Raw genomic sequence first — 18,866 nt, 5'->3', positions numbered from 1 at the left:
AATAATAACCCCATGACTTTGCCTCGGGCAGGGGAAGACCGCCCGCACCAGGCAAAGATTGATATTAAGAATCGCAGCAGGTATTAACCGGGGACTACCACTCGGCGACCACGCCATCGGCAAGGCGCCAGACGGGGTTCCGCCAGTCAGGAGCGCGTCGGCTCATCTCGATCACTTTCTCTTCGTCGATGTCGACCCCCAGCCCCGGCTTCATTAATGGCGTAAAGTACCCCCCCTCCATATTGAAATCGGCTTTGTTTTTCACAAAGTCGAGTAACTCGGCGCCCTGGTTATAGTGGATCCCCATGCTCTGCTCCTGGAAGACAGCGTTGTAGGAAACAAAGTCCACGTGCAGACAGGCGGCCAGCGCGATGGGGCCTAACGGGCAGTGCGGAGCCAGCGACACGTCCGCCGCTTCCGCCATACCGGCAATTTTGAAGCACTCGGTGATGCCGCCGGCGTGAGAGAGATCGGGCTGCAGAATAGCCAGGCCGCCGGCCTCCAGCACCCGCTTGAACTCAAAGCGCGAGAACATACGCTCGCCGGCGGCCAGCGGGATCGCGGTTTGCGCCGCCAGCCGCGGGTAGTACTCCGCCTGCTCGGCCAGCACCGGCTCTTCGATAAACAGCGGCCGATAGGGTTCCAGCTCTTTAATCAGCAGTTTCGCCATCGGCGCGCTGACGCGGCCATGGAAATCGAGGCCAAATTCGATGTCGTTGCCAAATGCTTCGCGGATCTGCGCCACCGTGTTCACCGCCGCATCCACCGTGCGCGAACTGTCAATCATCCCCATTTCCTGACAGCCGTTGAGTTTGAAGGTATCAAACCCCATCCCGCGCAGCGTCTTAATCCCGGCAATGACCTCAGCAGGTCTGTCCCCTCCCACCCAGCTGTAGGCTTTGATTTTATCGCGCACCAGGCCGCCCAGCAGTTGCCAGACCGGCGCATTCAACGCCTTCCCTTTAATGTCCCACAGCGCCTGGTCAATACCGGCGATCGCGCTCATCAGGATCGGCCCGCCGCGATAAAAGCCGGCGCGGTACATAACCTGCCACAGATCGTTGATCCGCGCCGGATCCTGGCCAATCAGATAGTCCCCCAGCTCATGTACCGCCGCCTCCACGGTACGCGCCCGGCCTTCAACGATCGGCTCGCCCCAGCCGACTATCCCCTCGTCGGTTTCAATCTTGAGGAACATCCAGCGCGGGGGTAAACGCCAGGTGGTCAGTTTGGTTATTTTCATTTCACAGCCTCTTGATACGCCCTAACAAATGCGGCGGCCTGCTCTGCGGTCCGCGCTACCGGCTGACCGGCGCGATAGAGATCGCTGCCCAGCCCCGCGCCCGCACAACCGGCCTCGATCCATTGCGCCAGGTTTTCCGGCGTGACGCCGCCGACGGCAAATACCGGCACCGACGCGGGCAAAACCGCTTTCAGCGCCCTGATGTAGTCGGGGCCAAACGCCGAAGAGGGAAAAATCTTCAGCGCCTGCGCCCCGGCCTCCAGCGCGGTAAACGCCTCGCTTGCCGTCGCGCAGCCGGCGCAGACGGTCATCCCGTGCCCGACGGCCCGGCGGATCACCGCCGGCTGCACATTGGGGGTCACCACCAGCCGCCCCCCCAGTTGCGCCAGCCGATCGACCTGCGCTTCCTGCAGCACCGTTCCGGCGCCAATCAGCGCCTGCGCGCCGTAGGCCTCGACCACGGCCGGGATGCTCTGTTGCCATTGTGGTGAATTGAGCGGGATCTCCACGGTGTCGAACCCGGCGGCGATCGCCGCGCCGACGTGCGCCAGCGCCTCGTCAGGGGTGATGCCGCGCAGAATAGCGATCAGCGGAAGTGAGGTTTGCCACTGCATGTGCGATGCTCCTTATACCAGCCAGAAAGGCATCGTCGCCCGACACTGTCGTCACCTGGCGCCCCAGCAGCTGAAAAGCCTGCTGATAGCGCGCGATGAGGGACGGACCGGCAACGATCGCGATAGCCTGTTCGTCGGCAATGAAGGCGCGCATGCTGGCCACCTCCGCGCCAATTAACAGGCCGGATAGATACTCGCTCACCTGCTCCCGGGCCAGCGCCCCCAGCACGTGCGCGGCGCGGGTTTCAAAAAGCTGTGGCAACACCGCGGGTGCGGCCAGGCCGCGCGCCAGCCCGGCGTGAAACGCCGCCGGCGCAGCCTGCTGCTCAGGTAATCCCGCACCGATCAGGGAGTGCGTCAGCAGCAGATGGTGCAGTTCGCCGGTCATCACCGTGCGAAAGTCTTCAATCCGCCGGCCGTCGGTTTTGACCCATTTGCAATGGGTGCCGGGCATGACATACACCGCCGCAGGGGCCAGCAGGCGTGCGCCGAGGAGCTGTGTCTCTTCGCCGCGCATGACGTTGTGGTGGTCCTCGCGGGAAGTGCAAAGCCCGGGGACAATCCAGATCCCTTCATCTACGGCGGTCAACTGGTCGCCAATGGCCGTGAAATCGGCGGGAAGCGGTAAATAGGGCGCGTTCTTCCAGCCCACGTTGCTGCCTACCATTCCCGCCATCACCACCGGGGTACGCCCCTCGCGCCAGCCATTGATCTGTGTCGCTAACACCGCTGCCGGCGATTGACCGTTCAGACGGGCGATCCCCGCCGCCGACTGCCGGCTGTCGAGGCAGCGTTCGCCCTCAAACAGCCAGGCGCGAAAATTGGTCGATCCCCAGTCAACAGCGATGTAGCGAGATGTCATGTGATTTCCTTCAGTCTTCGTGTCGAGCTGGCGATCATGGTGAGCGCCGCCTGCTCTGCCGCGTTGCTGTCCTGATGGCGAATCGCATCGAACAGCGCTTTATGTTCCTGGAGCGTTTGCGGCATGTTGGCCTCATCCCCCATCCAGGTCCGTTCAAATATCGCGCGCTGCAGCGAGCTAATCGCCACGCTGAGCTGCTGCAGCACCGGGTTATGCACTGACGCCAGCACCGCTTCGTGATAGCGAATGTCGGCTTCATTAAAGGCATCGCGCTGCTGGTTGTTGGCGATCATGTCATTCAGCGCCGCCTCAATCTGCGCCAGATCGCTGGAGGTGGCCCGCTCTGCCGCCCAGCGGGCGATCGCCGGCTCCACCAGATTACGCACTTCGCTCATTGCCGCGATGAGCCCCGGGTCTTCATCCTGTTCCAGCGCCCATTGCAATACGTCGCTGTCGAGGAAATTCCACTGGCTGCGCGGCGCGACGAAGGCGCCGCGATAGCGTTTCATCTCAATCAAGCGCTTCGCCTCCAGCGAGCGAAAGACTTCGCGGATGATGTTGCGGGAGGTGGCAAACTCCTCGCACAGCTCAGCCTCCGCCGGCAGCGCCGCGCCGGGAAGATATTTGCCGCTCACAATCTGGCGGCCCAGGGTCACCATCAGCCGATCGGTTTTAGTCAGGTTCATAGCGTGTCCTTAACGGGGTTATGCCCGGTTACTTTACTCCGTTCAGCGCATTTCCACCCGGTCTGGTAGTACAAACGTGAACCTGTTCATCCTTGCTTGCGACACATGGTAGTACTATTAATAGAAATTGTACTACAATCTAGATCACAAAAAAGACAACTCATAACAAAAAAGGATCGTCGGCATGCAAAAAGTAGGGGCGAAGATCCTTCGCCGGGGACGGGAAAGTTGTGCCTGCGAGGCTGGGTTAACCTGGCTTCGCCAGGGGCTTGTCAGGCTAATCGGGTTACGAGCGGTTGGTAGTCTGGCGTCGTTTCTGCCAATGCAGGTATACTTGCCAGATGTTTCCTCAGTTTCAGACACGCAGATGACAAAACTCACTTTACAAGAGCAGATGCTCAAAGCCGGCCTGGTCAGCAGCAAAAAAATGGCTAAAGTCCAGAGGACGGCGAAAAAATCCCGCGTTCAGGCCCGTGAGGCCCGGGAAGCGGTGGAAGAAAATAAAAAAGCCCAGCTGGAGCGCGATAAGCAGCTCAGCGAGCAGCAAAAGCAGGCGGTGCTGGCGAAAGAGTATAAAGCCCAGGTGAAGCAGCTGATCGAGATGAACCGCATTACGGTCGCCCGGGGCGATATCGGCTTTAACTTCACCGATAATAATCTGATCAAAAAAATCATGGTCGACAAGACCACCCAGACCCAGCTGATTAACGGCCGTCTGGCGATTGCCCGCCTGGCGGTGGATAACAAGCCCGAAGGTGAATACGCGATTATTCCGGCGGTGGTGGCCGAGAAAATCGCCCAGCGCGACGCCAGCAGCATCGTGTTGCACAGCGCCCTGAGTCAGGATGAGCAGGATGAAGACGATCCGTATGCCGACTTTAAGGTGCCCGACGATCTGATGTGGTAACCCCGGTTTTCCAGCCGCAGGCGATCAGAACGGACTCGCCTGCTGGATATGCATCGGCTCATGGCTGACGGGGTGGACAAAGCGCAGTTCGCTGGCGTGCAGCATCAGCCGCGAAGCGCATTCCGTGCCGGGCAGCTCCCGGCCACCGTACAGATCGCAGCCAAGGATTGGATAGCCCAGCAGCTGGCAGTGAATACGCAGCTGATGGGTCCGTCCGGTCTCCGGGGTGAGCGTCACCCGGGTTAACGCCAGCGCCCTCTCGCCTTCTCGCGCCTGATACAGGCGGTCTATGACCCGATAGCGCGAACGCGCCGGTTTGCCGTGGCGGGCGCAGAGCGCCATGCGCGGGAAACGGGCCGGATCTTTGGCGATTGCCGCCTCCACTATCCCCTCATCTTCCGCCAGATGGCCGCACAACAGCGCCGTATAGACCTTGTCCACCGTGCGCTGGCTGAACTGCTGGCACAGCAAGGCGTTAATGCCCTTGTTGCGGGCGATCACCATCAGGCCGGAGGTGCCGAAGTCCAGGCGGTGCACCAGGGTGCAGCCCGGAAAGCGCTGTACCAGCCGATGATGCACGGAGTCGAGGTTGCGCGGATCTTTGCCCGACAGGCTCAGCAGCCCGGCGGGCTTATTGATCAGCAGCAGGTGTTCGTCCTGATACAAGAGGGTGATCTGTTCGCGACACGGCGGCGCGACAAAGGTATCGATAATGGTGGACATCAGGCGGCCCGAAGAAGGAGTGGCTGGCGATAGTACCCCATTTTGCCCAGCGGCACGATGCTAGCGCACAATCCGCCCTCGCGGCGGCGTCATTTATCACCCACACTTATCGCAAAGGCATGGCCTGTACAGGCAATGTGCTTTACACTGCGCGCTGCAAAATTTGTGTTAACCAACGAGTAATACGGTAATGGCGATGAACGGAACAATCACAACGTGGTTTAAAGATAAAGGTTTTGGATTTATCAAAGATGAAAACGGCGAAAATCGTTATTTTCACGTGATTAAGGTCGCCAATCCTGATCTTATCAAGAAAGACGCGGCGGTGACTTTCGAACCTACCACCAACAATAAAGGGCTGTCGGCCTACGCGGTGAAGGTCATTCCGGAAAGCAAATATATCTATATTGCCGGCGAGCGGTTGAAGCTGACCTCCATCAAATCCTATGTGGTGTACCGGGAAGAAGAGCCGGTCGAGACCCGCGTCGATAAAGAAAACGCCGTGCTGTCGGTCGGGCTGCTGATGAACAGCATCCGGCCAAAAGCCACGGTGCAGCCGGGAGAGATGCGCTCGGTGAAAAAGCTGGCGATCACCACCTTTCAGGGGACAACCCTGATCTTTTCGGAAGACGAAATCGATATCGATGCCACGGTAAAACTGCTTAAGGTGTAAGCCCTGGCGCGCGGTTTCCCGCGCGCCCGAAGATCTGCCCGATAGCCTACCCGCCATCGCCCCATCCGGTGAGGGGCGATGCGCCTGACAGCCGATAAGGATGCCGCCGCCATGCCCGTTAATTTCGACTTCAACGATCTCTACGCCTTTCGCGCCCTGATGGAATATGGCAGTTTTCGACTGGCGGCTGAATCCATCTGCCTGTCGCAGTCGGCCCTTAGCCGACGCATCGAAAAGCTGGAGACGGCGCTGGGCAACCGGCTGTTCGATCGCACCACCCGGCGGGTGACCCTCACGCTGTATGGGCAAAATTTTGCCGAACGTTCGGAGCAGCTGCTGGCCCATGTCGAGACGGTGCTGGCGGATATCAGCCAGGTCAGCAAGGCGCGCACCGGGCTGGTGACGGTGGCGACAGTGCCTTCCGCCGCCTACTACTTTATGCCGGAAATCATCCGCAGCTTTCAGGCGCGTTATCCCCAGGTGCGCATCCGGTTGATTGACAGCAGCGTCGGGAATGTGATCGAGGCCGTCAGCAGCGGACAGGCTGACTTTGGCCTCTGTTTTGCCAAAAACCTGCCAGCCAGTCTCGAATTCACGCCTCTTGCCGACGACCGCTATGTGGCCGCCTGTCGGTACGATCATCCGCTGGCGCGCAAGACGCACCTCAGCTGGCAGGCGTATTTTGAACAGGATTATATTGGCCTGGATCGGGTCTCGGGCAACCGGACTCTGCTCGACCGGGAGCTGGCGCATCTGACGCCGGCGCGGCCAAGTATCTGCGAAACCCGTCACGTCACCACGATGCTGGGGATGGTGGAGGCGGGCATCGGCATTGCCGCCGTGCCCGCGATGTCGATGCCCGCCGGGGAGCATTCCGTTCTCCGCGCCGTGCCGCTCACCGACCCGGTGGTCACGCGCACGGTAGGTCTGATCCGCCTCAGCGGCCGTATTCAGTCCTACGTGGCGGCAGAGCTGGAGAAGCTGATTATTGAACAGTATCCTTCTGGCTGACCGGCGCGGCGGCGGCCACGCTCCGCATACCGGTGGCATGGATGGTCTCCTGCGCCGCCGGTGAGGCGAGATACGCCAGCAGCGCCTTGCCTTCCTGCGGGTGGTCGGCGCTGATGGTCACCGCCCCGGCAAAGCGGGTGATGTACTGCAGGTTATCCGGCAGTTCGCCGACAAAGGTCACGCCGGGTACCGGCAGCAGTTCGCTCACCTGCTGAAAACCGATCGCATACCGTCCCTTCGCCACTTCCGAGGCCACCGGAATGCGCTCCACCATCTGCGCTTTGCTCTGCATCGCGTCATCAATGCCCAGGGTGTGGAACAACGTCGAGCTGACATAGCGTCCGCTGGCGCTGTCGGAGTAAGCGACCGACGGTGCGGCCAGCAGCGCCGCCCGCAGTTGGTCTGCGCTGCGGATAGCCGGCAGCGGCGCCCCCGCCTTCACCACCACGCCGATCGGCGAGTCGGCCAGCTCCCGGCGCGAACCCGGCTGCGTACGGCCCGCTTTCTCGAGGCTGGTCAGCGCGTCCCCGACCATGATCACCACGTCCGCGTGTTCGCCCCGCGCCAGGCGGTTAGGGATCGCCTGCGGCGTTTTCCCCATCGACGGGCCGGGGATCACCACCAGATGGTTGCCGGTTTGTTTTTCCCACGCCGGGGCCAGCTTTTCCAGCGCCGCTTTGAAGCCGCCGGAGATCATCACGGTCACCTCAGCGGCCAGCGCGCTGCCGCCGCTGGCGGCCAGCAGCAGCGTGGCCAGCAGGGTTCCTGTCGTTTTACGCATCATCTTCTCCCTGATTAACGTGCTGTCTGCAGCGCAACGGCGCGACGGCGATAGAGGTAGCAGGTGGCCAGCAGGCCGCAGATGGCGGCAAAGCTCATCCAGTAGCCGGGCGACGCTTTATCACCGGTATACTCGATCAGCGCCGTGGAAATCACCGGCGTGAAGCCGCCAAACACCGCAGTCGCCAGGCTGTAGGCCAGTGAAAAACCTGCCACGCGCACTTCGGCGGGCATAATTTCGGTCAGCGCCGGGATCATCGCTCCGTTGTACATGCCGTAGATAAACGACAGCCACAGCAGCACGCTCAGCATCATCAAAAAGCTCGGGGCGTTCGCCAGCATGGTCAGCGCAGGCCAGGCGGTAGCCAGCGCCAGCAGGGTCATGGCAATCAGCACCGACCGGCGGCCAAAGCGGTCGGAGAGCGCCCCGCCCACCGGCAGCCAGAAGAAGTTGGAAATTGCCACCAGCAGCGTGACCAGCAGGCTGTCAGAGGCGCTGAGCATCAGCACCTTTTTACCAAAGGTCGGCGCATAGACGGTGATCAGGTAGAACGCGGTGGTGGTCATCGCCACCATCATCATCCCGGCGATAACCACCTGCCAGTTCGCCAGCAGGGTGGCGAACACCTGGCGCATCGCCAGATGATGGCGGCGGGCAGTAAACTCCCGGGTCTCCTCCAGCTTACGGCGCAGGATAAAAATGAACGGCACGATCAGGCAGCCGAAAAGGAACGGAATACGCCAGCCCCAGTCGCTGATGGCGCTCGGCTCCAGCACCGCGTTGAGGGCAAAGCCCATCGCGGCTGCCACCATGATGGCAACCTGCTGACTGCCCGACTGCCAGCTGGTGTAAAAGCCTTTGCGGCCCGGGGTGGCGATCTCGGCCAGATAGACCGACACCCCGCCCAGCTCGGCGCCGGCGGAAAAGCCCTGCAGCAGACGGCCGATCAGCACCAGCAGCGGCGCCCACAGGCCAATGGTCTGATAAGAGGGGATCAGCACGATCAGGAAGGTGCCGGTGGCCATAATCGACAGCGTGACGATCAGCCCCTTGCGCCGCCCTACCTTGTCGATGTAGGCGCCAAGCACAATGGCGCCGATGGGGCGCATCAAAAAACCGGCGCCAAAGACCGCGAAGGTCATCATCAGCGAGGCGAATTCACTGCTCGCCGGAAAAAAGGTATGCGCAATGTAGGTGGCATAAAACCCGAACAGGAAAAAGTCGAACTGTTCAAGAAAGTTACCGGACGTGACGCGCAGAATGGCGCCGATCCGGTCCCGGGTACTCATCAGTGAGGTTGTCGAATGCATGCAGGTCTCCAGTTTGTTATCCACGCGTTGTCGCGCGCCTGTTGCTGAAGACTGAAACAGAACCGGGAACGAAATAAGCGTAATAAACGCATCCATTAATGCATTTTACGCATTAATAACATTTAACTAATTAACATTACTTTTATATACAATCATTTAACACACCCCATTAAGACGGCGCCGCCCAGCGTCGTAGAAAAGCCAGTTTTCCGTTTTGTGACCGAGGCCAGGGTACGTCGCCAGGGCCGTCAGGCGCGCAGGAGTCAGGGCCACCCCGGCTCAGGAAGCCTCATGCACCAGCGTCTGCAACAGCGAGATCAGCCAGCGGGTAGCCTCGCGCTTCCCGCTGCGTTGGTGGGCGTAAATCTTGACGTCAAACGGCGGAACCGGAAACGGCAGCGGGAAAATGGTCAGCCGGGCGGCGCGGGCCAACGTCTCCGCCGCTCGCCGGGGCAGCGCCATCAACAGGTCGCTCTGCTCAATAATAAAGGGCGCGCTCAGCATCGAGGGGGTTTTCATCGCCACCTGCCGCGAATAGCCCTGCCGTTCCAGTTCGCAATCCAGCACCCCCTGCTGTTCATTCCACGGGGTCACCACCAGATGTCGGGCCGCAAGGTAGGCGTCCAGGGTCAGCGCCGTCCGGTCGGCCTGGCTGATGACCACATATTCGTCCCGCAGCCAGTTAATCTCCTCGAAATCGGGATGGGCTGGCTGGTCGGGGGTATTGAACCCGAGGGCAAGATCGACCTCGCCCGCCAGCAGCTCGGTCAGCGCCGGGCTGTGGGGCAGATAACGGAGTTCAAACCGCAGCCCGGGCGCCTCGCGCTGCAGGTGGTGCATCAGCGTCGGAAAGACACAGAACGCGGTGAAATCGGTGATCGCAATCTGCATGCAGTCGGTGCTGGCGGCCGGCACAAACGCCGCCGGCGGCGTCAGCTCCTGGTTGAGAAACTTCAGCGCCGAAGCAATCGAGGGCGCCAGCTGGCTGGCATAGACGCTGGGGCACATCCGGTGGCCTTCGCGGTAGAACAGCGGATCGTTGAGGGCGCTGCGTAGCCGGGAGAGCGCATGGCTCAGCGCCGAGGTGCTCATCGCCAGCTCTTCTGCCGCCAGACGCACCGAACGGTAGCGATAGACCGCGTCAAAGACCGGCAGCAGGTTGAGGTCAATCCGGCGCAGGACAGGATGCATAATATTCATCGTTTGCTGATTTCATTGCACTTAATTCTTTTCACAATACCGCTTATGCTCAGGGTCAGCAATTTTGCTTTCCCTTAAGACTACTCAGACAGGACGACCCATGAGCATTACGATCCGCCAGGCCACCCCGGACGACGCCACCGCTATTTACGACATGATTTATGAACTCACGGTCTACGAGAAAGCCCCCGAAGAGGTGGTGACGACGGCAGAGGAGATCAGAGAGACGCTGTTTGGCAACGGCAGCAAAACCGAAGCGCTGATCTGCGAGGTGGCGGGCAAGGCGGTGGGCTACGCGGTGTTCTTCACCAGCTACTCCACCTGGCTTGGACGCAATGGTATCTATATGGAGGATCTGTACGTGACCCCCGACTATCGCGGGATCGGCGCCGGCAAAGCGCTGCTGAAAACCATCGCGCAATATGCTGTACAGCGTCAGTGCGGGCGTCTGGAGTGGAGCGTGCTCGACTGGAACCAGCCGGCGATTGATTTCTATCTGAGCATTGGCGCGCAGCCGCAGGATGAGTGGGTGCGTTATCGCCTCACGGGCGATGCGCTGCGGGCCTTTGCGGAGTAAAGCGGCTCGCCAGCAGGTCGGCGCCAGGCGTCGACCTGCTGGCCGCGGATCAGGCTTCGACCGCGCTATTCTGCAGCTGCGGACCGGCCAGCGCCAGACGCGCGCCCGCTTCGGTATCGCTGTACTGCTTAAAGTTATCCATAAACAGCTGAGCCAGACTCTCGGCCTTCTCCTGCCACTTCTCCGCTGAGCTCCAGCCATTACGCGGATCCAGCACCGCGCTGTCTACCCCAGCAATGCTCTGCGGGATCGCAAGATTGAACACCGGGATGGCCTCATCGCGCAGCGGGCCGGTGGTGCCGTTGAGGATCGCGCTAATGATGCTGCGGGTATCGCGCAGCGACAGGCGTTTGCCCTCGCCGTTCCAGCCGGTATTGACCAGCCAGGCTTCGGCACCGGATTCCGCCATCTTCGCCGCCAGGACGCTGGCGTACTGGGTTGGGTGAAGCAGCAGGAACGCCGCGCCATAGCAGGCGGAGAAGGTCGGCGTCGGCTGGGTAATGCCGCGCTCGGTGCCCGCCAGCTTCGAGGTGAAACCCGACAGGAAATGGTACTGCATCTGCTCGGTGGTCAGACGGGAGACCGGCGGCAGGACGCCAAACGCATCGGCGGCAAGGAAAATCACCTTTGACGGATGGCCCGCGCGGGACACCGGCTTGACGATATTGTCGATATGCGACAGCGGATAGGAGACGCGGGTGTTTTCGGTTTTGCTGCCGTCGGCATAATCCACGCTGCCGTCGGCGCGCACCACCACGTTTTCCAGCAGCGCATTGCGGCGGATGGCGCCATAAATCTCCGGCTCCGCCTGCGGGTCGAGATTGATGGTTTTGGCGTAGCAGCCGCCTTCAAAGTTAAACACGCCGTCATCGTCCCAGCCGTGCTCATCATCGCCGATCAGCTGACGATGCGGATCGGTCGACAGGGTGGTTTTCCCGGTCCCGGAGAGGCCGAAGAACAGCGCCACGTCCCCTGCTTCGCCACGGTTGGCCGAGCAGTGCATCGACGCGATGCCTTTCTGCGGCAGCAGATAGTTCATGACCGAGAACAGCCCTTTCTTCATTTCGCCGCCGTACCAGGTGCCGCCGATGAGCTGAATACGCTCGCTCAGATTAAAGGCGACGAAGTTCTCGGAGTTCATCCCCTGCGCCTGCCAGTTGGCATTGGTGCAGCCCGCGCCATTGAGCACCACGAAGTCTGGCGTAAAGCTGACCAGCTCGTCGGCGCTCGGCACGATAAACATGTTTTTGACAAAGTGGGCCTGCCACGCCACCTCGGTGACGAAGCGTACACCAAGACGGGTGTCCGGGCTGGCGCCGCACCAGGCGTCGATGACGTACAGTTTTTTGCCACTCAGCTGGCCCGCCACCAGGCTTTTCAGGCTGCGCCACACCTCTGGCGATAACGGTTTGTTGTCATTGCGGCCGAGGCCGGAGTCTGCCCACCAGACGGTGTCGCGAGTCTGTTCGTCCCGGACGATGTATTTATCGCGCGGTGAACGGCCGGTGAAGATCCCGGTATCAACGGCTACAGCGCCAGAGTCGGTCATCACGCCGCGGGCTGCGCCGGTCAGCTCAGGAGAGGTTTCATGTGCAATAAGCAAATCGTAATCAGGGTTGTAAAAGAATTCGCCGCTTGCATTAATCCCCAGCTCCTGCAGAGCCATTTTTACTGATTCAATTTGTTGTGACATGGAACTCCTGACAAACTATTTAAGGTAAGAGGCCTGGGTTATTCATTGCTTTCGTCATCGTCGCCGGCTATTTAATAAGATAAATCCTGGGCAATGAAATAAAGCAATAAATAAACGTGAGTCGCGATTTCATATCGTGCTCTTGTAGGGTCGCCGATACGTATTCATAAATCTCAACTTTCCAAAAAATGTTAACACCTGTCGATAATTATGTTAATTGCATAGTTTCTATGCGCTATGCTAAAATTGCATAGCCTTTATTGCGTTTTTGAGGACTGGATCGGTGTTGGCAAATCTGGAAGTAAAATGGCTGTATGATGTGATTGCTCTCGAGGAGTCGCGCAGCTTTACCCTGGCGGCCAAAGCCCGCAACATCTCTCAGTCCTCCTTCAGCCGACGCATCCAGTCGCTGGAGGCCTCCCTCGGATTCAGCATCTTCGATCGCAGCGCCAACCCCCTGCAGCTGACCAACCGTGGCAAAATTTTCGTCGGCTATGCGCGAAATATGCTCGACGATATGGATTTTCAGATCAGTCGTATTAAGGGGTTAAATAACACGACCCAGAAAATAAGAATTGACGCCGCCCCGTCGCTGTCGGTGTTATTACTGCCGGAGATCATCGCCGGTTACACCGACCGTAAAAATAAGACTTTTCATGTTGAATCGATTAACGTCAACGACGCCGTATTTAACCTGAAAGAGGGAAAAAGTGATTTTATCCTCTCCTTCTATAATGAAGAATTAATGAACTATCCGTTTATTAATCATAAAATTTTTGATTCTTACCTGCATCTGGTCTCCCCCTGCGACGAACATGGCCGGCCGCTGTTTCATTTACATCGCGGCGTGCTGCCGCTGATGAAATACGCCAACGACAGCTATATGGGGCGCCAGGTGAACCAGGTGATCGACCGCACGCCGGAGATCACCTTCTCCCTCACCTTTGTCTCTTCCATGAGCGAGCTGCTCAAGCGCATGATCCTCAATGGCGACGGCGTGGGCTGGCTGCCGCAATACTCTATTCAGCGCGAGCTGGACGAAGGCCGACTGACGATCCTCGATGACCGCCTGTCGCTGCCCATCGGCGCCTGGCTCTACCGCTCCGGCTCGCGGCTTAACCAGGCCGCCGAACGTTTCTGGCAGCACATTAAAACCCGTAACGAACCGCGGGAATAACTCCCCTCAACCGCCGATCCCCAGATACGCTTTACGCACCTCCGGGTCGTTGAGCAGCGCCTGGCCGCTGCCGCTCAGGCGGATCTGGCCATTCACCATCACATAGGCGCGGTCCGACAAACTCAGGGCATGGCGGGCATTCTGCTCCACCAGAAACAGCGTCATCCCCTGGGCCGTCAGCTCGCGCAGGATCTGAAAAATCTGCTTCACCACCAGCGGCGCCAGCCCCAGACTCGGCTCATCCAGCAGCAGCAGACGCGGTCGGCTCATCAGCGCCCGGGCGATGGCCAGCATCTGCTGCTCGCCGCCGGAGAGGGTCATCGCCCGCTGTCCCCGCCGCTCTTCCAGCCGGGGGAACAGCTGATACATTCGGGCCTTGTCTTCGGCCTGATAGCGGTTGCCGATGGCAATGGTCCCCATCAGCAGGTTCTCCTCGACGGTCATATCGGGAAAGATGCGCCGCCCTTCCGGGGCCTGGGCGATGCCGTTGCTGGCGATAAAGTGGGTCGATTTCCGGCTGATCGCCTCCCCGCGATAGAAAATCTCCCCGCCGGCAATGCGCGGCTGGCCGAAGACCGACATCAGCAGCGTTGATTTACCGGCGCCGTTGGCGCCGATCAGCGCCACCGTCTCCCCCTCGTTGACGGTGAGGGAGACCTGCTTCAGGGCCTGGATCGGCCCGTAGAAGACATCCACCTCATTAAAGGCAAGCAGTGGCTGGCTCATCGGCGCGTCTCCTCTTCCTCAGCGCCAAGATAGGCGGCAATCACACTGGCGTTGGCCTGGATCGCCTGCGGCGCGCCGCGGGCGATGACGTCCCCGTGATCGAGGACGATGATATGATCCGAAATCTCCATCACCATCCCCATATCATGCTCGATCAGTAGTACCGTGATGCCGTGCTGCTGGCGCAGAAAGCGAATAATCCGGCTCAGCGCCTGGGTTTCCACCGGGTTGAGGCCGGCGGCCGGCTCGTCCAGACAGATCATCTCCGGGCGGGTACACATGGCGCGGGCGATCTCCAGCCGCCGCTGCTGACCGTAGGAGAGGGTCCCCGCCAGACGGTTGGCGCAGTCCACCATCTCCACCACCTCCAGCCAGTAAAAAGCGCGATCCAGCGCCTGACTCTCCGCCTGCCGATAGCCACGGGTATTGAGGATCCCGGCCAGCAGATGGCGGTTAACCTGGGTGTGCTGGGCCACCAGCAGGTTCTCAATCACCGACATCTCGCGGAATAAGCGAATATTCTGGAAGGTGCGCGCCAGGCCAGCGCGGTTCACCAGATGGGTGCCACCGAACATCTTGTAATAGATCCGCCGCCCCAGCTGCGCCGGGTGGAGAAAATCGTCCGGGTGAAGCTTCTGCCCCAGCACCTGAATGACATCGGTGACCTTTTCCCGCGCCCGCAGCACAATACTGCCCCCCGTCGCCCGGTAAAAACCGGTCAGGCAGTTAAACACCGTGGTCTTGCCCGCGCCGTTGGGGCCGATCAGGGCGGTGATCGACCCGCGCTCCACCTCCAGATTGACATCATTCAGCGCTTTGATGCCGCCGAAATGCATCATCAGATGCTCCACGCGTAAGATGCTGTCGGTCATGGCGCGACTCCTTTTCGCAGTGCGACCCCGCTGCGGCTGGTGCGCACCAGGCCGCGCGGCCGCCAGATCATCATCATCACCATCAGCACGCCGAACAGCAGCACCCGATATTCGTCAAAACCGCGCAGCAGCTCCGGGGTGACCGTCAGGACAAACGCCGCCAGCACCACCCCGAGGGTGGAGCCCATTCCCCCCAGCACCACAATCGCCAGGATCAGCGCCGACTCAAAAAAGGTGAACGACGTCGGGTTAACAAACCCCTGATAGCTGGCGAAGAACACCCCGGCGATACCGGCGGTCGACGCGCCGAGCATAAACGCCGAGAGCTTCACCAGCACGTGGTTGAGCCCCATTGCCCGACAGGCGATCTCATCCTCGCGCAGCGCCTCCCAGGCGCGGCCGATGGGCATCCGCGTCAGACGATGTTTCACCAGCAGCACCAGCATCACCACCAGGCACAGCACGGCGTAGAGAAAGATGAATTTCAGGTTGGGGTTGTAGCTGACGTGGAAAAACTCATGGATGGGGATGCCGCCATCTTTCGCCCGGCGGGTAAACTCGAGGCCAAACAGCGTGGGCGACGGCACCGGTACGCCGTTAGGGCCGCCGGTGAAGCTCACCCAGTTGTTAAGCACCAGACGAATGATTTCGCCAAAGCCAAGAGTGACGATAGCCAGGTAGTCGCCATGCATACGCAGCACCGGAAAGCCCAGCAACGCCCCGGCGAGTGCCGCCATCACCGCCCCCAGCGGCAGCATCGCCCAGAAGCCGAGGCCCAGGTACTGGTAGCCCAGCGCCAGACCGTAGGCGCCGATGGCGTAAAACGCCACATAGCCCAGATCGAGCAGGCCCGCGAGCCCCACCACGATATTCAGCCCCAGGCCGAGCAGGACGTAGATCAGCCCAAGGATCGCCACGGTCAGCAGGTATTTGCTGGCGAGAAGCGGAAAGGCAATGGCCAGGACCACCAGCAGCGGCATTATCCAGCGCAGCCGCGATCGGTAGCCCGGCGGCCGGACGTACACCCCGTCATCCGCCCCCTCAAAGCGGGCAATAAAGGCCTTGCCCCGCCGGCTCTGCAGCAGCAGGCTGAGCGCCAGCCTGCCGGCCATCACCACCGCCACCAGGATCGCCACCCGCGCGGGCGCGAGGGTAAAACCATACCCTTTAAGCACCACGCCGACGATCGGGCCAAAGACAATTAACGCGCAAAGACCGGCCAGCACGCTGTCGATCAGCGCGCTTTTGATACCCCGCGCAGGCTGGCGCGTCAGTTCACCCATAAAGCCTCCTCAGACCTTGGCCACCAGCGGACGTCCCAGCAGCCCCTGCGGGCGAAAAATCAGGATCGCCACCAGCAGCGCAAAGGAAAAGACATCTTTGTAATCCGAATTCACCAGCCCGGCGAACTGGGCTTCGGCCACCCCAAGCAGTAGCCCGCCCAGCATCGCGCCAGGCAGCGAGCCGATCCCGCCCAGCACCGCGGCGGTGAAGGCTTTGATGCCGATAATAAATCCGATATAGAAGTCGAAAGTGCCGTAGTTCATGGTCACCAGCACGCCGGCCAGGCCGGCCATCGCCGCGCCGATGACAAACACCAGGGAGATCACCCGGTCGGTATTGATGCCGAGGATCGCCGCCATGCGCCGGTCCTGCTGGGTGGCGCGACAGATGCGCCCCAGCCGGGTGTACTGGATAATCCAGGTCAGGATCAGCATCCCCACCAGCGCCGCGACGAGGATAAAAACTTTAGTCCAGGTGATCTGCACCACTCCATCGCCCACCGTCATGCGCAGCGCGCCGCTGAGCAGCGTCGGGATCCCCTGCTGGTTCGGTCCCTGGCTCAGCTGGACATAGTTCTGCAGGATCAGCGACATCCCGATAGCCGAGATCAGCGGCGCCAGCCGCGTCGAGTTGCGCAGCGGCCGGTAAGCGATGCGCTCGATCGCCCAGCCGTATACCCCGGTGACCACGATGGTGAACACCAGGGTGGCGAAAATCAGCAGCGGAAAGGAGTGGATCCCGAAAAAAGAGAGCAGCGCCAGGCCGATGGCGCACAGATAGGCGGAGACCATATACACCTCGCCGTGGGCGAAGTTGATCATGCCGATGATCCCATACACCATGGTGTAGCCGATGGCGATTAAGCCGTACACCGCGCCCAGCGTCAGCCCATTGATCAGTTGTTGCAGAAAAAACGCCGTCATAGCCCCTCCAGCCGCCAGGCAGACGGCCGCCGGGTTCAATTCCCGGGCGACCGCCGTCGTGTGACGATTCGCAAGTCAAAAGGACAGAGCGTCCTCAGGTCGTGGCCGATCAGAGCTGGTGATATTTGCCCTTGTCGTCCCACTGATAGACCACGTAGTCAGACACCTTGAGGTCGCCTTTGCCATCCCAGGCTTTCTTGCCCATCACCGTATCGACGTCGTGGCTCTTCAGCCAGTCGCTGGCTTTGGCGTTATCGGTGCCTACGGCGTTCCAGGCCGCGGCGATAGCCTGAATGGAAGCGTAGGCGTAGAGGGTATAGCCTTCCGGCTCAAAGCCGCTGGCGCGGAACTTCTCGATCACCGCTTTGCCGTCCGGGAGGGTGCGCGGATCCTGACCAAAAGTCATCAGCACGCCGTTGGTGAACTGCGGCCCGCCGGCGGCCGTCACCAGCTCTTCCGTAACGATACAGTCGCCAGAGAAGAATTTGGCCTGCACCCCCTGCTCGCGCATCTGACGCACCAGCGGGCCCGCTTCCGGATGGCAGCCGCCAAAGTAGACCACGTCCGGCTTGAGGGCGCCGATCTTGGTCACCAGGGCGTTAAAGTCTTTTTCACCGCGGGAGAGGCCTTCGTACAACACTTCTTTGGTGCCGCGCTTCGCCAGCGCCGCGCGGGTGGCATCGGCCAGCCCCTGACCATAGGTGTCTTTATCGTGGATCACGGCAATTTTCTTCGCCTTCAGCACGTCCAGCATATAGTTGGCGGCAATCACCCCCTGCTGGTCGTCACGGCCGCACATGCGGAAGAGATCTTTCATGCCGCGCTCGGTGATCTGCGGGTTGGTCGAGCCGGGGGTAATGGTCAGGATCCCGGCTTCGTCATATACCTCGGAGGCCGGCATCGTCGAGGAAGAGCAAAAGTGCCCCACCACGGCGGAGACTTTCGCTTCATCCACCAGCCGGTTGGCCACTGCCACCGCCTGCTTCGGTTCGCACGCGTCATCCCCCTGCACCAGCACAATCTTTTCGCCTTTGATGCCGCCGGCGGCATTGATATCGGCCACCGCCTGCGAGGCCCCCTTCCAGTACTGGGCGCCGTAGGTGGCGTTGGGGCCGGTAAAAGGCCCGGCGACGCCGATCTTCACGTCGGCCTGGGCGTAAAAGGCCATGCTCATACAACCTGCTATCACAACATGAAGCGTCATTGTTTTCAGTTTCAAAGACATTCGGATATTCCTCAGCGATGTAAAGCCTGGCGTCATGGAATGACGCAGAAAATATCACTTACCGTGTGGTGCCGACGCAGGCGCAGCGCCAGGACGGCCAGGGTGGAAGAAGCAAAAATCCCGCCAGGAAGGAGTGGAACACCGAAGAGCAGACGCCCCGGTCGGTACGCACGCGACGGCAACCCGTGCCGCATCCGGCATGGGGACATTTCCTTTCAGGTCGGGAGATCGTTAGCCATCACGTGGCGAGCCGGACAACGCGGTATCCGTACCGGCCAGTGAGCTAAACATAGATGCAGTTCGCGCTGGCTGCGCGCCAGCGTGGTGCAAAAATGCGAATATGATCAACAGTGGTGATTATTTTGTTGCGGTAATGTGA

General features: G+C 60.5%; 19 protein-coding genes and 1 pseudogene. 6 read left to right on the top strand and 14 right to left on the bottom strand.

What is annotated here, in order from left to right; all coding sequences use genetic code 11:
- Positions 1-94: 94 nt before the first annotated feature.
- Genes dgoD through dgoR form a run of 4 tightly spaced genes read right to left on the bottom strand, consistent with a single transcriptional unit; the run spans position 95 to position 3,405 of the window.
- Entirely contained in the window at positions 95-1,243 is a 1,149-nt protein-coding gene (dgoD, locus tag B8P98_RS11050; RefSeq protein ID WP_095032996.1) for a galactonate dehydratase, read from the bottom strand.
- Entirely contained in the window at positions 1,240-1,857 is a 618-nt protein-coding gene (locus tag B8P98_RS11045) for a 2-dehydro-3-deoxy-6-phosphogalactonate aldolase (protein WP_095032995.1), read from the bottom strand. The genes dgoD and B8P98_RS11045 overlap by 4 nt, the downstream gene beginning before the upstream one ends.
- The gene (locus B8P98_RS11040; RefSeq protein WP_095032994.1) at positions 1,802-2,719 is read right to left on the bottom strand and encodes a 2-dehydro-3-deoxygalactonokinase; all 918 of its coding nucleotides are present in this window, start codon (positions 2,717-2,719) and stop codon (positions 1,802-1,804) included. Before B8P98_RS11040 ends, B8P98_RS11045 begins: the two co-directional genes overlap by 56 nt.
- On the bottom strand, positions 2,716-3,405 hold the full coding sequence (gene dgoR, locus B8P98_RS11035) for a D-galactonate utilization transcriptional regulator DgoR (RefSeq protein ID WP_012541311.1): 690 nt from the start codon (positions 3,403-3,405) through the stop codon (positions 2,716-2,718). Before dgoR ends, B8P98_RS11040 begins: the two co-directional genes overlap by 4 nt.
- A gap of 367 nt (positions 3,406-3,772) precedes the next feature.
- Here dgoR and B8P98_RS11030 point away from each other — a divergent pair, with 367 nt between their 5' ends.
- The gene (locus tag B8P98_RS11030) at positions 3,773-4,312 is read left to right on the top strand and encodes a DUF2058 domain-containing protein (protein WP_012967804.1); all 540 of its coding nucleotides are present in this window, start codon (positions 3,773-3,775) and stop codon (positions 4,310-4,312) included.
- 24 nt (positions 4,313-4,336) lie between these two features.
- Here B8P98_RS11030 and B8P98_RS11025 read toward each other — a convergent pair whose 3' ends face one another.
- Positions 4,337-5,035, bottom strand: coding sequence for an RluA family pseudouridine synthase (locus tag B8P98_RS11025; protein ID WP_095032993.1), 699 nt, complete (start codon positions 5,033-5,035; stop codon positions 4,337-4,339).
- 190 nt (positions 5,036-5,225) lie between these two features.
- Between B8P98_RS11025 and B8P98_RS11020 the strand changes: the two genes are divergently transcribed.
- A complete protein-coding gene (locus B8P98_RS11020; RefSeq protein WP_002910657.1) occupies positions 5,226-5,708 on the top strand; it encodes a cold-shock protein in 483 nt (160 codons plus the stop codon).
- A gap of 111 nt (positions 5,709-5,819) precedes the next feature.
- A complete protein-coding gene (locus B8P98_RS11015; RefSeq protein ID WP_095033631.1) occupies positions 5,820-6,719 on the top strand; it encodes a LysR family transcriptional regulator in 900 nt (299 codons plus the stop codon).
- Here B8P98_RS11015 and B8P98_RS11010 read toward each other — a convergent pair.
- The 3 genes from B8P98_RS11010 to B8P98_RS11000 form a co-directional block, all read right to left on the bottom strand.
- Entirely contained in the window at positions 6,694-7,503 is an 810-nt protein-coding gene (locus B8P98_RS11010; RefSeq protein ID WP_167382654.1) for a substrate-binding domain-containing protein, read from the bottom strand. The genes B8P98_RS11015 and B8P98_RS11010 overlap by 26 nt on opposite strands.
- A gap of 11 nt (positions 7,504-7,514) precedes the next feature.
- Positions 7,515-8,810, bottom strand: a complete 1,296-nt coding sequence (gene tcuC / locus B8P98_RS11005; RefSeq protein ID WP_095033630.1) for an MFS transporter — start codon at positions 8,808-8,810, stop codon at positions 7,515-7,517.
- 279 nt (positions 8,811-9,089) lie between these two features.
- Positions 9,090-10,010: a LysR family transcriptional regulator gene (locus tag B8P98_RS11000; RefSeq protein WP_095032991.1), complete on the bottom strand. Its 921-nt coding sequence runs from the start codon at positions 10,008-10,010 to the stop codon at positions 9,090-9,092.
- A 100-nt stretch (positions 10,011-10,110) separates the two neighbouring features.
- Between B8P98_RS11000 and B8P98_RS10995 the strand changes: the two genes are divergently transcribed.
- Positions 10,111-10,587 carry a GNAT family N-acetyltransferase gene (locus B8P98_RS10995; protein WP_095032990.1) on the top strand — a complete coding sequence of 159 codons (477 nt, stop codon included), beginning with the start codon at positions 10,111-10,113 and terminating at the stop codon, positions 10,585-10,587.
- Positions 10,588-10,636: 49 nt separating this feature from the next.
- Here B8P98_RS10995 and pckA read toward each other — a convergent pair whose 3' ends face one another.
- Positions 10,637-12,280, bottom strand: coding sequence for a phosphoenolpyruvate carboxykinase (ATP) (pckA, locus tag B8P98_RS10990; protein ID WP_095032989.1), 1,644 nt, complete (start codon positions 12,278-12,280; stop codon positions 10,637-10,639).
- Positions 12,281-12,563: 283 nt separating this feature from the next.
- Here pckA and B8P98_RS10985 point away from each other — a divergent pair, with 283 nt between their 5' ends.
- The gene (locus tag B8P98_RS10985; RefSeq protein ID WP_008804342.1) at positions 12,564-13,457 is read left to right on the top strand and encodes a LysR substrate-binding domain-containing protein; all 894 of its coding nucleotides are present in this window, start codon (positions 12,564-12,566) and stop codon (positions 13,455-13,457) included.
- Between the two features lie 6 nt (positions 13,458-13,463).
- Here B8P98_RS10985 and B8P98_RS10980 read toward each other — a convergent pair whose 3' ends face one another.
- The 5 genes from B8P98_RS10980 to B8P98_RS10960 all read right to left on the bottom strand — a co-directional run bounded on the left by B8P98_RS10980 (position 13,464) and on the right by B8P98_RS10960 (position 18,430).
- Positions 13,464-14,183: an ABC transporter ATP-binding protein gene (locus tag B8P98_RS10980; protein ID WP_025714880.1), complete on the bottom strand. Its 720-nt coding sequence runs from the start codon at positions 14,181-14,183 to the stop codon at positions 13,464-13,466.
- Positions 14,180-15,055, bottom strand: coding sequence for an ABC transporter ATP-binding protein (locus B8P98_RS10975; protein WP_004148803.1), 876 nt, complete (start codon positions 15,053-15,055; stop codon positions 14,180-14,182). The genes B8P98_RS10980 and B8P98_RS10975 overlap by 4 nt, the downstream gene beginning before the upstream one ends.
- Entirely contained in the window at positions 15,052-16,338 is a 1,287-nt protein-coding gene (gene livM, locus B8P98_RS10970) for a high-affinity branched-chain amino acid ABC transporter permease LivM (protein ID WP_095032988.1), read from the bottom strand. Before livM ends, B8P98_RS10975 begins: the two co-directional genes overlap by 4 nt.
- 9 nt (positions 16,339-16,347) lie before the next feature.
- Positions 16,348-17,262: an ABC transporter permease subunit gene (locus tag B8P98_RS10965; protein WP_004175489.1), complete on the bottom strand. Its 915-nt coding sequence runs from the start codon at positions 17,260-17,262 to the stop codon at positions 16,348-16,350.
- Positions 17,263-17,371: 109 nt separating this feature from the next.
- Positions 17,372-18,430 carry a branched-chain amino acid ABC transporter substrate-binding protein gene (locus B8P98_RS10960; protein ID WP_025714877.1) on the bottom strand — a complete coding sequence of 353 codons (1,059 nt, stop codon included), beginning with the start codon at positions 18,428-18,430 and terminating at the stop codon, positions 17,372-17,374.
- A 292-nt stretch (positions 18,431-18,722) separates the two neighbouring features.
- On the opposite strand from B8P98_RS10960, the pseudogene B8P98_RS30825 reads away from it, so the two are divergent.
- A pseudogene (locus tag B8P98_RS30825) lies at positions 18,723-18,866 on the top strand (hypothetical protein); the annotation flags it as partial.

Origin of the sequence: Klebsiella quasivariicola, assembly GCF_002269255.1 — a bacterium.
Lineage (GTDB): Bacteria > Pseudomonadota > Gammaproteobacteria > Enterobacterales > Enterobacteriaceae > Klebsiella > Klebsiella quasivariicola.
Note: the sequence above shows the minus strand (reverse complement) of the source record. Positions and strands in the feature narration are given on the sequence as shown.

Excerpts from the sequence above, each read along its gene's own strand:
- dgoD (WP_095032996.1), bottom strand. The coding sequence starts at position 1,243 with ATGAAAATAACCAAACTGACCACCTGGCGTTTACCCCCGCGCTGGATG.
- B8P98_RS11045 (WP_095032995.1), bottom strand. The coding sequence starts at position 1,857 with ATGCAGTGGCAAACCTCACTTCCGCTGATCGCTATTCTGCGCGGCATC.
- dgoR (WP_012541311.1), bottom strand. The coding sequence starts at position 3,405 with ATGAACCTGACTAAAACCGATCGGCTGATGGTGACCCTGGGCCGCCAG.
- B8P98_RS10975 (WP_004148803.1), bottom strand. The coding sequence starts at position 15,055 with ATGACCGACAGCATCTTACGCGTGGAGCATCTGATGATGCATTTCGGC.
- B8P98_RS11040 (WP_095032994.1), bottom strand. The coding sequence starts at position 2,719 with ATGACATCTCGCTACATCGCTGTTGACTGGGGATCGACCAATTTTCGC.
- B8P98_RS11030 (WP_012967804.1), top strand. The coding sequence starts at position 3,773 with ATGACAAAACTCACTTTACAAGAGCAGATGCTCAAAGCCGGCCTGGTC.
- B8P98_RS11000 (WP_095032991.1), bottom strand. The coding sequence starts at position 10,010 with ATGAATATTATGCATCCTGTCCTGCGCCGGATTGACCTCAACCTGCTG.
- B8P98_RS10960 (WP_025714877.1), bottom strand. The coding sequence starts at position 18,430 with ATGGCCTTTTACGCCCAGGCCGACGTGAAGATCGGCGTCGCCGGGCCT.
- B8P98_RS11015 (WP_095033631.1), top strand. The coding sequence starts at position 5,820 with ATGCCCGTTAATTTCGACTTCAACGATCTCTACGCCTTTCGCGCCCTG.
- B8P98_RS11020 (WP_002910657.1), top strand. The coding sequence starts at position 5,226 with ATGGCGATGAACGGAACAATCACAACGTGGTTTAAAGATAAAGGTTTT.
- B8P98_RS10995 (WP_095032990.1), top strand. The coding sequence starts at position 10,111 with ATGAGCATTACGATCCGCCAGGCCACCCCGGACGACGCCACCGCTATT.
- tcuC (WP_095033630.1), bottom strand. The coding sequence starts at position 8,810 with ATGCATTCGACAACCTCACTGATGAGTACCCGGGACCGGATCGGCGCC.
- livM (WP_095032988.1), bottom strand. The coding sequence starts at position 16,338 with ATGGGTGAACTGACGCGCCAGCCTGCGCGGGGTATCAAAAGCGCGCTG.
- B8P98_RS10980 (WP_025714880.1), bottom strand. The coding sequence starts at position 14,183 with ATGAGCCAGCCACTGCTTGCCTTTAATGAGGTGGATGTCTTCTACGGG.
- B8P98_RS11010 (WP_167382654.1), bottom strand. The coding sequence starts at position 7,503 with ATGATGCGTAAAACGACAGGAACCCTGCTGGCCACGCTGCTGCTGGCC.
- pckA (WP_095032989.1), bottom strand. The coding sequence starts at position 12,280 with ATGTCACAACAAATTGAATCAGTAAAAATGGCTCTGCAGGAGCTGGGG.
- B8P98_RS11025 (WP_095032993.1), bottom strand. The coding sequence starts at position 5,035 with ATGTCCACCATTATCGATACCTTTGTCGCGCCGCCGTGTCGCGAACAG.
- B8P98_RS10965 (WP_004175489.1), bottom strand. The coding sequence starts at position 17,262 with ATGACGGCGTTTTTTCTGCAACAACTGATCAATGGGCTGACGCTGGGC.